Source organism: Deinococcus terrestris (genome assembly GCF_009377345.1).
Classification (GTDB): domain Bacteria; phylum Deinococcota; class Deinococci; order Deinococcales; family Deinococcaceae; genus Deinococcus; species Deinococcus terrestris.
In genome coordinates this window covers 300,952-313,653 of record NZ_WBSL01000001.1, presented here as the reverse complement: position 1 = coordinate 313,653, position 12,702 = coordinate 300,952, and the positions used below count along the sequence as shown (strand labels likewise).

At 69.9% G+C, this 12,702-nt stretch carries 15 protein-coding genes and 1 tRNA gene; 4 read left to right on the top strand and 12 right to left on the bottom strand.

The features are described 5' to 3' along the window. Positions 1-7: 7 nt before the first annotated feature. From F8S09_RS01645 to F8S09_RS17545, 6 genes are all read right to left on the bottom strand, one after another. Positions 8-1,765 (bottom strand): ABC transporter substrate-binding protein, encoded by a 1,758-nt coding sequence (locus tag F8S09_RS01645; protein ID WP_152868372.1) that lies wholly within the window; start codon positions 1,763-1,765, stop codon positions 8-10. A 349-nt stretch (positions 1,766-2,114) separates the two neighbouring features. Further along, positions 2,115-2,339: a preprotein translocase subunit SecG gene (secG, locus tag F8S09_RS01640; RefSeq protein WP_104990315.1), complete on the bottom strand. Its 225-nt coding sequence runs from the start codon at positions 2,337-2,339 to the stop codon at positions 2,115-2,117. Positions 2,340-2,399: 60 nt separating this feature from the next. After that, positions 2,400-2,482, bottom strand: a tRNA-Leu gene (locus tag F8S09_RS01635). 33 nt (positions 2,483-2,515) lie between these two features. After that, complete coding sequence (gene purD, locus F8S09_RS01630; RefSeq protein WP_152868370.1) at positions 2,516-3,769, bottom strand: phosphoribosylamine--glycine ligase; 1,254 nt, start codon at positions 3,767-3,769, stop codon at positions 2,516-2,518. Beyond that, positions 3,769-4,725, bottom strand: a complete 957-nt coding sequence (locus F8S09_RS01625; protein WP_322618425.1) for an MBL fold metallo-hydrolase — start codon at positions 4,723-4,725, stop codon at positions 3,769-3,771. Before F8S09_RS01625 ends, purD begins: the two co-directional genes overlap by 1 nt. Next, positions 4,722-4,895: a hypothetical protein gene (locus F8S09_RS17545; RefSeq protein ID WP_194165182.1), complete on the bottom strand. Its 174-nt coding sequence runs from the start codon at positions 4,893-4,895 to the stop codon at positions 4,722-4,724. Before F8S09_RS17545 ends, F8S09_RS01625 begins: the two co-directional genes overlap by 4 nt. A 200-nt stretch (positions 4,896-5,095) precedes the next feature. On the opposite strand from F8S09_RS17545, the gene F8S09_RS01620 reads away from it, so the two are divergent. Beyond that, a complete protein-coding gene (locus F8S09_RS01620) occupies positions 5,096-5,875 on the top strand; it encodes a substrate-binding periplasmic protein (RefSeq protein ID WP_152868368.1) in 780 nt (259 codons plus the stop codon). Between the two features lie 61 nt (positions 5,876-5,936). Here F8S09_RS01620 and F8S09_RS01615 read toward each other — a convergent pair whose 3' ends face one another. From F8S09_RS01615 to F8S09_RS01600, 4 genes are all read right to left on the bottom strand, one after another. Continuing rightward, positions 5,937-6,275, bottom strand: coding sequence for an RNHCP domain-containing protein (locus F8S09_RS01615; RefSeq protein ID WP_322618424.1), 339 nt, complete (start codon positions 6,273-6,275; stop codon positions 5,937-5,939). Continuing rightward, complete coding sequence (locus F8S09_RS01610; protein WP_322618423.1) at positions 6,272-6,697, bottom strand: hypothetical protein; 426 nt, start codon at positions 6,695-6,697, stop codon at positions 6,272-6,274. Before F8S09_RS01610 ends, F8S09_RS01615 begins: the two co-directional genes overlap by 4 nt. Before the next feature lie 75 nt (positions 6,698-6,772). Beyond that, on the bottom strand, positions 6,773-7,576 hold the full coding sequence (locus F8S09_RS01605) for a hypothetical protein (protein WP_322618422.1): 804 nt from the start codon (positions 7,574-7,576) through the stop codon (positions 6,773-6,775). After that, the gene (locus F8S09_RS01600; RefSeq protein WP_152868366.1) at positions 7,573-8,100 is read right to left on the bottom strand and encodes a gamma carbonic anhydrase family protein; all 528 of its coding nucleotides are present in this window, start codon (positions 8,098-8,100) and stop codon (positions 7,573-7,575) included. The genes F8S09_RS01605 and F8S09_RS01600 overlap by 4 nt, the downstream gene beginning before the upstream one ends. Positions 8,101-8,317: 217 nt before the next feature. Between F8S09_RS01600 and F8S09_RS01595 the strand changes: the two genes are divergently transcribed. The 3 genes from F8S09_RS01595 to F8S09_RS01585 all read left to right on the top strand — a co-directional run bounded on the left by F8S09_RS01595 (position 8,318) and on the right by F8S09_RS01585 (position 10,952). Next, complete coding sequence (locus F8S09_RS01595) at positions 8,318-8,593, top strand: cold-shock protein (RefSeq protein ID WP_152868364.1); 276 nt, start codon at positions 8,318-8,320, stop codon at positions 8,591-8,593. 113 nt (positions 8,594-8,706) lie between these two features. Continuing rightward, entirely contained in the window at positions 8,707-9,864 is a 1,158-nt protein-coding gene (locus tag F8S09_RS01590; protein WP_152868362.1) for a YjgN family protein, read from the top strand. Next, complete coding sequence (locus F8S09_RS01585) at positions 9,864-10,952, top strand: M48 family metallopeptidase (RefSeq protein ID WP_152868360.1); 1,089 nt, start codon at positions 9,864-9,866, stop codon at positions 10,950-10,952. The genes F8S09_RS01590 and F8S09_RS01585 overlap by 1 nt, the downstream gene beginning before the upstream one ends. Here F8S09_RS01585 and F8S09_RS01580 read toward each other — a convergent pair. Continuing rightward, positions 10,949-11,509 carry an endonuclease dU gene (locus F8S09_RS01580; protein ID WP_322618421.1) on the bottom strand — a complete coding sequence of 187 codons (561 nt, stop codon included), beginning with the start codon at positions 11,507-11,509 and terminating at the stop codon, positions 10,949-10,951. The genes F8S09_RS01585 and F8S09_RS01580 overlap by 4 nt on opposite strands. An 11-nt stretch (positions 11,510-11,520) precedes the next feature. Further along, the gene (locus tag F8S09_RS01575) at positions 11,521-12,696 is read right to left on the bottom strand and encodes a trans-sulfuration enzyme family protein (RefSeq protein WP_152868358.1); all 1,176 of its coding nucleotides are present in this window, start codon (positions 12,694-12,696) and stop codon (positions 11,521-11,523) included. Positions 12,697-12,702 lie beyond the last annotated feature (6 nt).

Sequence of the window (12,702 nt, the reverse complement as noted above, 5' to 3'; positions counted from 1 at the left end):
CGGGAGGTTACTTGACGAAGGTCAGCGCGAGGTCGCGGCTGCCGTAGTAGGCGTCCATCATGGTGCGGGGGTACTCGCCGCCGAGACGCTCGTTAAAGGTCACGTGGTAGTTGCCGCCGACCAGGTAGATCACGGGCTGCAGCTCGCCCTCGGCCTTCATGATCTGCCCACCGATGGCGCGGCGCTTGGCGTCGTCGAGCGTCGCGTCGCCCTGGAAGTACAGCTTGGTCATCAGGGTTTCCTGCGAGGTCAGGCAGGTGCCCTTGGAGTTGTTGTTATAGCTGTGCAGGTTGCCGCCGCAGGGGGTCACGTTGGACCCGAAGGGCCACACGTTGCTGCCGTTCGCCAGCCCCAGCAGGATCGCGTCGAAGGGACGGTTCTCGCCCTTGGAGGTGAGCTGGTTGACGAGGTTGTTGAAGTCGATGGGGGTGAAGTTGACCTTCACGCCGACCTTCTTGGCCTCGTCGGCGAAGATGCGGCCCAGCTGCTCGCGGACAGTGTTGCCTGCGTTGGTGGAGAGGTTGAATTCCAGCACCTTGCCGCTGTTGTCGACCAGGTAACCCTGGGCGTTCTTCTTGGTGAAGCCCATCTGGCGCAGCAGGTTGGTCGCCGCTTGCAGGTTGTAGGGGTACTTGGGAGCGCTGGCGCCCGCCGCGATCTGCTGGCGGAAGATCGGGTAGACGCTGTAGTACGTCTCGGTGCCCAGACCACCCAGCGCGAGGTCGACCATCGCCTTGCGGTTGGCGATGTGGCTCATCGCGCGGCGGAAGCGCACGTCGCGGAAGAGCTTCTGCTTGAAGGGATCGCCCGCCTTGTTCCAGTTGAAGGTGATCCACTGGCTCGTCGCCTGGGGGCTGACGTTGGGGATCAACGTGGCCTTCAGACGGCCAGCGTCCATCGCCCGCTTGATCTGCGCGAGGTCGTCGGCGTTGCGGACCGCGACGCTGTCGATCTGACCGGCGAGGTAAGCGGCGAGCGCCGCGTTGGCGTCACCCACGATGCGGTAGGAGGCGCTGGCGAGGTAAGGCAGCGCGTTGCCACGGCTGTCCTTGTTCCACTCGCCCCAGCGCTCGTTGCGCTCCAGCACCGCACGCTCACCGGCGCGGTAGCTGCCCAGGGTCCACATGCCAGGGGAAACGATCTGGTTGGGGTTCGTGCCCAGCGTCCACATCTTCTTGATCGCCTCGGCGCCGCCCTCACGGTAAGCCTTGCCGAACACGTGGTCGGGCCAGGGGGTGAAGGCCATACGCTCGTAGGCGCCGGAGCTGACCTGGGGGAAGTCGAACTGCACGGTGTAGTTGTCGATCTTCTTGATGGTGATGGGCTTGCCCGCCAGACGGAAGGAGTCGAAGCTGTTGCTGCCGACCTTGTCGTCCATGTGGATGCGCATCGTGGTCACGAAGTCGTCGGCCGTGATGGGCTGGCCGTCGCTGAACTTCATGCCTTCGCGGATCTTCACGACAAAGCGCTTACCGTTGTTGCTAACGGTGGGCTTGGCGTCCGCCATGTAGGGAATGAACTCGTCGTTGCGGGGGTCCTGAGCAAACAGGCCGGTTCCCGCCGCAATCAGCGTGGGAATGGAATCCGCTTCCGCGCTGGTAAAGGGGTTGAAGGTCTTGTAGTCCGACAGGGAGTAGTAACGGTACTCGCCACCACGCTTGTTGGCGGTGTTCTGCTCGGCCGTCCAGGCGGCGGGCCAGACAAAGGGAGCTGCGACGGCGGAGCCGACGGTCATGGCGAGCGCAACGAAAAGGGCTTTCTTCATGTGGTGCCTCCTGAAGGGAGCTGCTTCTGGAAATCTGGGTACGTGAACACCATCTGGCAGAGCACCAGATGAGCCGTTCGACCTAAGCCATTTGAGGGATTCCAGCGCGGTCACTCTAGCGACAAGGTTTGCTCAAGGTCAAGCCCCAGCCGCGCAACGATGAATGTCCAATCACAGCTTATTCACAGCAGAGTCAGCCATTGTCATGTTGTGAACTTTTCGTCCTGGCGAACAAATCTCTCGTCAGTACGTTCAATGTCAGCCGACAATACGCCATCTCTATGGTCAAGTATATGAATAAAAAGAGCCACCTATGCACTCAGGTGGCTCATAAAAGGTCAGGAAACAGTCAGCGGGAGACCACGTTGATGAGGAGGGCGAGCAGCATAAACAGGCCGCCCAGGACACTTGTCACCCGGATCAGGCCGCCCTCGACACCGCGCCCGCCGAGCAGGGAGCCGCCAGAGGCCATGCTGGCCGAAAGTCCGGCCTGCTTGGGCACCTGTAACAGCACGAAAAACACCAGCCCCACGCACACCAGGGCAAACAGAATGATAAAGAGGGTCAGGATCATGGGGGAACCTCGGGGAGAGCGGCTGCCAGGGCAGCGCAGGAAAGGGCTGCCGATACACAGTGGTGCCGATGAGGGGACTCGAACCCCTACGGTTGCCCGCTCGATTTTGAGTCGAGTGCGTCTACCAATTCCGCCACATCGGCTTGCGGCCCCGGATAGGTGGGCCAGCCGGGATGCTAGCGCGTGGCGACGGCGGGGCGCAATCCCAGCCGGAACCCCAGGTCGCGGCGGAGCTGGGCGCCCGGAAACTCCACCCGGTCTGCGAGGGCATAGGCGTAGCCCAGCGCGGCCTCCAACGTCGGGGCGGTGGCGGTGACGGCCAGCACGCGTCCGCCCGCGCTGACCAGCCTGCCGCCGCGCAGGGCCGTGCCCGCGTGGTAGATCACCTCGCCGGGGCCAGTCTCAGGCAACTCCAGGGGAATGTCGCGCCGGGGGTCGGCGGGATAGCCGGGGGCCGCCAGAATCACGACAGCGCTGGCTCCGTCGCGGAAATGCACCTGGCCGGGGTCCAGCCGTCCCTGCGCCGCCTCCAGCGTGTGCCGGGCGAGATCGGAGACGAGCAGGGGCAGCACCGCCTCGGCCTCGGGGTCGCCGAAGCGGGCGTTGAACTCGACCACGCGCGGCCCTCCCGGCGTGAGCATCAGCCCGGCGTACAGCACTCCGCAAAAGGGCAGGCCCTCGGCCCGCAGGCCCGCCAGGGTGCGCTCCACGATCTCGCGGCGGATGAACTCCAGGTCCGCTTCCGCCAGCGGGAAGGGACAGATCACGCCCATGCCACCTGTCATCGGGCCGAGATCACCCTCGCCGATGGTCTTGTGGTCCTGACTGGGGGGCATCAGGGCGTAGCGTTCGCCGTCGGTGAGGGCCAGGACGCTGACCTCCTGCCCGGTCATGAACTCCTCGGTCACCGCCTGCGCGCCCGGCTGGGAGAAGATGTCGCGCAGGGCGGCCTCCGCCTCCCCGCGGGTGTGGGCCACCGTGACCCCCTTGCCCGCCCGCAATCCTGCGTCCTTGACCACGAGAGGGAGTGGCTGCGTCTCCAGATGGTTGAGCGCCGCCTCCAGTGCCGAGAACGCCCGGTAGGCGGCCGTCGGGATGCCGTGACGGGCCATGAACGCTTTGCTCCAGGCCTTGTCACTTTCCAGACGGGCGGCGGCCTGCGTGGGACCAAAGGCGGGAACGCCCCGAGCCTGGCAAGCGTCCACGAGTCCGGCGCTGAGGTAGGCTTCCGGCCCCACGATCACCACGTCCACCGCCTCCCGGACGGCGAGGTCGGCCAACGCCTCCGGGTCCTGCGGGCTGGCGATCACCCGCGCCTGGGTGGCAATGCCGGGATTGCCGGGCGTGCACAGCACCTCATGGCCGGAGCGGGCGCAGGCGTCCACGAGGGCGTGCTCACGGCCCCCACTGCCCACGATGAGAACGCGCATCAGCCCGCCTCGCCCCGAGTGCGTTCGCCTCCACCCCGCACGGCGGCCCGGCTCCACGAGCGGGCGAGGCCCTGCACGCTCATCCAGGGCGGGCAGGCGAAGCCGAAGCGCTCGGAGAGGCCGGGCGCTTCCGCCTCCAGGTCCGTGAAGAGGTGCTCGGTGAAGCGTTCGGTAATCTCCTCCAGCCCCTGCCCGGCCCCCAGCCCCTCCCCCACCACGGCGGCGTCGCGCTCCAGGGTGCCCAGCAGGCCGTCCCAGTGGGCCGCCTCCTGCAGGAAGGTGCCGAAGTGGGCCAGCGCTAGGGTGCGGGCGTCGCGCGCGCGGAGAAGTTCCACGCTGCGCCGCCACGCCGGAAGGTCGATGTCGGGCGGCGGAGTGGGAGCGCGGGGGGTCTGGCGGGCGTCGAGACGAATCCCGCCCACGTCCCCCACGAACAGGTCGTCTCCGAGGTGGTAGGCGAGGTGGTGGACCGCGTGGCCGGGGGTAGACAGGGCTTCACCTTCCAAACGGCCCAGGCGCAGGCCCTCCCCCCCGGAAAGGACGGTCAGGCGGTCAGGGTCGATGGGCCGCATCTCCCCCCACAGACGGTCCATCTGGTCGCCGTAGATCTGGGCGGCGCTCGCCAGCAGGCGCGAGGGGCGCGAGAGGTGGGCCGCGCCGCGCTCGTGGACATAGGCGCGGGCGCGGGGCAGCCGCTCCAGCAGGGTGCCCGCCGCGCCCGCGTGGTCGAGGTGGATGTGGGTGAGCAGGATGTGGCGCACGTCGGAAAGGGAGGCGCCGCGCTCCGAAAGTCCCGCTTCCAGGGCTCCCAGGGTGCTGCCCGGTCCCACATCCACCAGTGCTAGGCCGTCCCCGGTGTCAAGGGCGTAGGAGGCGATCACGCCGGGTTGATCCTGAAAGCGCAGGTCGATGACCCAGGCATTGGGGGTGGCGAGCCCCGCAGCGGGGGCACTCACGCCTGCCCCATCAGGCGGGCGCCCGCCAGCACCGCCGCCGCGAGGTACTGCACGGCGGCGAAGGTCCGCACGGTCCGCACGTTGGCCGCCGTTCGCAACGGGCCGTAGGAGAGCGCCAGGATCAGCGACGCGCTGAGCACGATAAAAGCCACCACCAGCCACAGAGCCATGCGGCGAGTGTAATACGGACGGCCCCTGCCGCCCGCTTCCCGCCGCGCCGTCAGGATTTTGACAGGGTGGCCCCTTTACCTTGCCTGCACGCGGACCCCAGGGGCCACCACTTCCGCTTGCCGGAGCTGTGCCCCACACCCCCCTGTTCACCCCTCACGGGCCGCCCCTCCCCCGGCGGCCCCCCGCAAAGGACGTGCCCATGTTTCCCACCCGACGGTTTCTCCTGTCCACCCTCGCCCTCGCGGCGGGCCTGACCAGCCTGAACGTGGCCGAGGCCCGCACCCTCGCGCAGATCAAGCAGAGCGGCGTGCTGCGCGTCGCCTCCCCCGGCGACCTGCCGTCTTTCACGGTGGCCGACGGCCCCCGCTTCACCGGCTACGAGATCGAGCTGCTTCAGGCTGTGGCGGGCACGCTGGGCCTGAAGGTCGAGGTGCAGAAGGTGGCGGCCGATCAGCTCATCAAAACCCTCCAAGACGACCGCGCCGACGTGGCGGTGGGCGCCCTGGCCGTCACGAGCACCCGCGAGAACAAGGTCGATTTCACGTCGCCCACCGCCTGCGCGGGCGTGTCGGTCGTGTCGCTGAACCCGGCCCTGCAAAAGCACACCGACCTCGCGGGGAAGAGCATCGGCGTGGGCGCGGGGTCGGTCATGCACTCGTACGTGCAAAAACTCCCCTTCGAGAAGCACGTCAAGGTTTACAAGTCCACCGGCGACCTGATGTACGCGGTGATCTCCAAGGCGGTGGACGCCAGCTTCGCCTACACGGTGATGGAACCGGCCGCCAAGCGCACCTTCCCCAAGGTCAAGCTGCACTTCGGGCCGGAACTGTGGAGCGTGCCCATCGGCTTCATGGTGCGCGAGGACAACGACTCGACCCGCCTCGCGCTGAACGCGGCCATTCAGAATTACTTTGCCACCAACAGCTACGCCTTCCTGTCGGCCAAGCACTTCGGCAAGGACGTGCGCTGCAAGGGCTGAGCGCTGCGGGGAAAAAGGGGGCCGGGGCACATCGCCTCCGGCCCGCTTCCCTTTCTGGACCCTACTCCCGTGCCCGGCGGCTGAGGGCCACGAGGGCGTCCCAGGAGTCCGGTTGCCCCGGATCGTCGAGGGCGGCCTTGTTGCGGCCCTGGTACCCGCACGTGCGGCAGCGGTGCAAGATTACCCAGCCCTTCTTGCTGCTCTGATCGACACCCACGGGTTCCATTACGCCGTGGCAGTCGCTCGCGCGGTCGCCGGGCAGGATGTCCACATGCAGCGAGTGCAGGCACTCGGGACAGTGGTTGCGGACCGAACCGTTTTGCAGAGGCAGCACCGCTGCGCCGCAGTGGGCACAGGCAAAAGCGTTGTTCGTGCCCTGCACGGTGAAACGGCGGCTCACGCCCGCCCACCCCGCGCCGCCCAGCGCGAGTCCAGAAAGGCGCGGATGCCCGGCACCGACACCAGGCACAGCCCCAGCACCATGAACCCCAGCCCCGCCGCACTGATGATCCAGCCCTGCCAGTTGCTCACGCCCGCCAGCATGCCCACGATAAAGACCAGCAGCCCCGAGAAGATGCTGAAGCCCACCGTCAGCCGCCACGCCCACACGCTGCCGCGCCACACCTGCCAGAGCAGCACGGCGGTGGCGAGCGCGTACAGCACGTTGCGGAAGAGATGGTCTGCCTGCCCCTGCACCAGCCGCCCCAGGAAGGGCGTGGTCGCCAGCATGAACAGGCCCGCGAGCACCGCCAGCGTGGCCGTGCGGCCCGCAGCGAGCGCCGGGTCAGAGGGGAAGGAAGGGGGCCGGGAGGGCAGCGTCACGCCCCGTATTCCAGCACAGGAGGAGGGCGGAAACGGGGCCGAACGTCACTGGGCTCAATGTCACCGGCCCACACGTCACTCGCCGCGCACCAGTCCCTCGGCCACGAAGTCACGCAGCAGGGGTTCGAGATCGTGCAGGGTAAGGTCGCCGCGCAGGGCGTGTTCGGCGGGGGTCAGGCCCTCGCGCAGCGCCCGCAGGAAGCCCAGCCCCAGCGGCCCGTGCCCCAGCCGGAAGGTGCGGTGCACGTCGGTGATGGGATGCAGGGCGTCGCGGCCCCGCAGGGTCAGGGTGTAGGAATGGTGCGCCCACCCCGCCAGGCTGCGCGGCAGCATCAGGGTCTGTGGCCGCAGCGGAGCGGGAAAGGCTCCCTCGTAGGGCAGGGTCACGGGGAGGGTGGCGACCGCGCCACCCCCCGCGTAGAAGGTGGCCCCCGACGCGCAGACGTGCAGCCCGGTGAAGTCGCCCGTCACGTCCACCTTCCAGGCCCGGCTGCCCACCCCGCTCAGGGCGTGGGCCAGGGGCGGGGTGAGGGGATGGGCACTCAGCACCGCCCCCTGCTCGTAGAGCCCCAGCAGGTCGCCCAGCGCCTGTTCGCCCGTCCCGCTGACCGACGCCGCCGTCACCGCCCGGCCCTCGTACAGCAGCACGGCGGCGTGCTGGTCGCCCAGTTGCGCGTGCAGGTACCCGTACCAGCCCTGGTCGTGGAAGTGGCGCAGCAGCGCGTGCAGGTCGCAGAAGGGGACGCTCAGCCCGGTGTGGGTGGGCGGCGAGTGCGGCAGGAAGCGGGCCAGAAAGGGGGCGGCCCCCGGAAACATCGGGGCGAGTTCCGGCACGACCTCCTCGGGGCCTTCCTGGGGCACTTCGCCGGGGGTGGTCACCGCCTGCCTCCGGCGGGGTCGGGCAGGGGGCGGATCTCCCGGCGGTAGCGGGCGGCCTGCTCCACGTAGCGGGCGGCGTTGTCGGGCGGTCCCACCGGGCGCACCACGCGGGCGGGCACGCCCACCGCCAGCATCCCGTCCGGCACGCTCTGGCCTTCCCGCAACAAGGCCCCCGCTGCCAGCACCGCGCCGCGCCCCAGCCGCGATCCGCTGAGCATCACGGCGCCCATGCCGACCAGACTTCCGGCCCCGCACACAGCCCCGTGGACGACGGCGCGGTGGCCGACCGTCACGCCCTCTTCCAGGATGCAGGGGTGGCCCTCGTCGGTGTGCAGCACGGCACCGTCCTGCACGTTGCAGCGCGGCCCGATCACGATGGCCTCGATGTCACCCCGAGCGACCACCCCGAACCACACGCTGGCCTCCTCGCCCACCGACACGGCGCCCGTGAGGTCAGCGCTGGGCGCCACAAACGCGCTGGGATGAAGGTCGGGCACGAGGTCGGCGAGGGCGTAGAGCGGCATGGGGCCTCCGGGACGGGGAGCGGGAACACGGGGAGCAGGCGGAAAACGTCTGGACCGAGTATAGGGGCCGGGGCGAGCGGGGGGCGGCGCACCTCCGGCTCTCACCGGGGCCGGGCCGTGCGATAATCGGCCCGTCTTCCCCACTTACCCTGCACCACCGGCAGCCGCCCAGAGGGCCGCTCGCCCGGGTGACGTTGGTGAAGATGCAAGGAGTGCTATGGCGCAAGGTCGTGTGAAGTGGTTTAACGTGGAAAAGGGCTACGGCTTTCTCGAACATCCGGGCAACCCCGACGTGTTCGTGCACTACAGCGCCATCCAGAGCGGCGGCTTCCGCAAGCTCAACGAAGGCGACGAGGTCGAGTTCGAGGTCGAGGCCGGGCAGGGCAACAAGGGTCCCCAGGCCAAGAACGTCGTCGTGACCAACGCCGCGCCTGCCCCCATGGGCGGGCAGGGCAGCTACGGTGGCGGCAACCGGGGCGGGAACCGCTGGTAAGCGGGAGCCTCTCCTTCAGGGGCGGGCGCCGCGTGCGTCCGCCCTTTTGCTCTGCGGGCGGGGATGCAGGACTTGCCACCCTCCCCCGCCTTCCCGCCCCGTACCATGCGGGCATGACCGACGTGCCGCCTTCCGTGTCGCTGGGCCGCCATGCCGCCTTGCCCGGCAGTCTCCTCCCGGCGGAGACGGCGGACGTGCCGGTGACCTCCGTCACCACCCACGCTTTTTCCTTTACCGGACAGGCGGGCGAGTACTTCCGCATCTGGATCGTGAACACGGCGCTGACGATCGTGACCCTGGGGCTGTACCTCCCCTGGGCGCGGGTACGGCAGCGGCAGTATTTCTACGGGCACACCTGGCTGGACGGGGCGAACTTCGAGTACACCGCCCGGCCGGTCGCCCTATTGCGCGGGTACCTGGTCGTGGGGGCGTTTTTCCTGGCCTACACGCTGGCGACTCAGTTTCAATTCAGCGGCTGGGAGTACGTGGCGGGCACCATCGCGGTGCTGTTTCTCGCGCTGTACCCCTGGCTGGTGATGAAGTCGCTGCGCTTTCTGGCGGTCAGCACCACCCACCGGGGCCTGAAGTTCCGGCACCACGGGCGGGCGGGCGGAGCCTACGCGAGCTACGGGCTGGGGAACGGGGCCGCGCTGCTCTCGGGGGGGCTCGCGCTGCCCTTCGCGTGGTTCCTGCAACGGCGCTACCAGGTGGACGGGGCCGCCTACGGCACCGCGCGGGCGAGGTTCCGGGGCGACGCGGGCGAGTTCTACCTGATCGGACTGACAGGGCTGGCCCTCACGCTGGTGGGCGGCGTGCTGCTGGCGGTGCCCCTGCTGGGCGTGCTGTTCGGGGCGGGCGTGCTGGACGTGCCCCAGACCGAGGACGACTGGCTCGGCCCGACCTTTCTGATTGCCCTGGCGGTCGGCTACCTACTGGTGCTGGCCCTGTACGGCATCGCGTGGCAGTACGTGCGGGCGGCCACCCTGCGGCTGGTGCTGAACCGGGTGGAGGTCGGGGGCGTGGTCCGCACCGGGGCCACCTTCAGCCCGTGGCGGCTGGTCTGGATCGGGGTGTCGAATGCGGTCGTGCAGGCCCTGACGCTGGGGCTGGCGACCCCCTGGGCGGCGGTGCGGCGGGCGCGGTACGTGCTCTCGGGAATGCAGGTGCGGGCGCTGGTGCCGCTGGACTCCTTCACGGCGGACGTGACCCCCGGCGAGGACGCGCTGGGCGAGGCCGCCACCGAACTTCTCGACATCGACCTGGGGTTCTGATGACGCCTCCCGACCTGATGCTGGAAGGCCGCGTCTTCGACGGGCGCAGCAGCCGCCCCCACCCCGCGACGCTGGAAGTCCGGGGCGGAGGCGTGACGCTGCGGCTGGAGGGTGGCCCGGAAACGCCCTGGACGCCCGCGCAGATGCAGATCGAACCGCCCGTGCCGGGGCTGCCGCGTGTGCTGAAGTTCCCGGACGGCTCGCGCTTCGAGACGCGCGACGACGCGGCCGTCTCCGCGCTGGAAGCCCGGCTAGGCCGCAACCGGGGCCTGGGCAGGGTGCGGCGGCTGGAGTCGCGCTGGGGGACGGCCCTGGGAGCGCTCGGGGTGACGCTCGCGCTTGTCGCGGCCTTCGTGGTGTTTGGCCTTCCCGCGCTCGCACGGGGCGCGGCGGCGGCGACCCCCCGCCCGGTGCTGGCGACCTTCGACCGGGAGACCACCGAGTTTCTGGACGGCGACTACCTCGGTCCCACGCGGCTGAGCCGGGCGCGGCAGGCCGAACTTCAGGCGGCCTTCCGGCGGGTCACGCGGGCGGCGGGCGGCGGCTACGACTACCGCCTGCTGCTGCGTGACGGACTCCCGGAAGACAGTCCCATCACGCTGGGAGCCAACGCCTTCGCGCTGCCGAACGGGACAGTCGTGATGACCGACCAGCTCGTCGCCCTGTCCAGAAGTGACCGCGAACTCGTGGGCGTCCTCGCGCACGAGGCGGGGCACGTCACCGGGCGGCACGGGCTGGCGGCGGTGTACCAGGGGCTGGGGCTGACCCTATTGACCGTGGCCGTGACGGGCGACGTGGTCAGCGCGGGCACGTTCGCCGCCGCCGTGCCCGCCGCCCTGCTGCGCGGCGGCTACTCCCGCGCCGCCGAGACCGAAGCGGACCGGGTCGCCGGGGCCTACCTGATGGAAGCCTACGGCACCACCAAGCCCCTGCGCGACATCCTCGCCCGGCTGGAAACGGGCCGCCGGAACACCGACGAGTCGGACGTGGAGGCCGGGGAAGGCGGCCTGGGCGACCTGCTGGAGACGCATCCGGGGACGGCGGGGCGGATCGAACATCTTCGGGAGATTGAGGCAGAGGGGCGCTAAACCCGCCCACCCTGGCTGCTCCCCCGCGTCACGCCCCCGGCGATCAGATGCGCGGCCCGCAGGGGTTCGGGGACGCGGCCCGTGACGGTCAGGACGCCGAGGGCGGCTTCAGCTTCCGGCAGGCTCAGGCCCACCCGCTGCACCCACACGCCCCGGCAGGGTTCCATCGGCCCCAGCGCCTCGATCAACCGCCATTTCCGCGCCCCGCCCGGCACCCGCGTCAGCAGCGCCGAGCGGATACGCCCCAGATCGGGAGGGCGCCGCGCCACCACGAGGACGGGCAGCCCGGTCAATCGGCCCAGCGTGGGCACGTCCACCACGTTGAATCCCGCGAGGGCGACCCCTTGCAGCAGAATCAGGTGCAGGTGCGCCTGCGCCCCGCTCTCCCCCACCAGCCGGGCGAGTTCGGCGGTGCTGTTCCGCCCGTCGCGGCGCACCCGCCCTCTGACGACCCCGTGCAGGGTGCGCCGCGCATAGACGGTGCCGAACACCGCCACGTCCCCCCGGTGCTCGCGGGCAAAGGGGGCGTCGTCGAAGCCGATGGCGTGAGAGAACACCCGGCCCGCCCTCAGCCCTCCAGCGCCTCCTCCAGTTCGCCCAGCAGGTCGCCGATGTCCTCGATGCCGATGCTCAGGCGCAGCAGCCCCGGCGTGATGCCCAGACGGCGGCGCTCGGCTTCCGGCAGCGCCCGGTGCGAGGTGCCCCAGGGCCACGACAGGGTGGTCACCACGTCCGCGAGGCTGGGGGCCAAGGGAATCCGGCCCGCGAGCGCCCGGACGAAGGCGGGAGCGTCGTCTATGTCCGCACTCAGCATCCCGCCGAAGCCGTTCGGGTACAGCTCCATCGCCCGGTGGAACTGCGGGTGATCCGACAGGCCGGGATGGTACACGGCCCGGACCCGTGGGTGGTTCGCCAGCACGTCGGCCACTGCCTGCGCGTTGCCGGAGTGCGCCCGCATCCGCAGGCCCAGCGTCTTGAGGCCCTGGAGCGTCATCCACGCATCGAAGGCGCTCATGGTGCCCCCCAGCCGGGTCAACCGCGTCCGCGCCGCCGCCACGAGGTCCGCCCGCCCGCACACCACGCCCCCGAAGGCATTGGAATGCCCGCTGAGGTACTTGCTGACGCTGTGGGTCACCAGGTCGGCGCCATGCTCGGCGGGCCGGAACACGGCGGGGCTGGCGAAGGTGTTGTCCACGCTGAGGACCGCTCCCCGCTCGTGCGCGAGGTCGGCCAGCCGGGGCACGTCGGGGACCGTCATCAGCGGATTGGTGAGGCTCTCGACGTGCAGCACCCGCGTCTCCGGGCGGAAGGCCGCCTCCACCGCCTCCAGGTCGCAGGCGTCCACGAAGGTGGTGTGGATGCCCAGCCGGGGGAGTTCTTCGGCCAGCAGCGCGTAACTCACCCCGTAGACACGGGCGTCCGCGACCACATGGTCGCCCGATTGCAAGACCCCCAGCAGCGCCGCGCTGATCGCCGCCATGCCGCTCGCGGCGACGAGGGCGGCCTCGGTCCCCTCCAGAGCCGCAAGTGCCCGCTCCAGCGTGCCCGCGTTCGGGGTGCCGTTGCGGTAATAGAAGGGGTTGATCTCCTCGCCGCTCATCGCCCGTTCCAGGGCTTCCAGGTCGGGGAAGGCATACACGGTGGACTGGTAGATGGGCTCAGCCAGCGGGACGGAGCCGGAGGGCCGGGCTTCTTCCCCCGCACGGGCGGCGAGGGTGGTGAGGTCAAGCGGCGAGCGGGGCATGGAGGG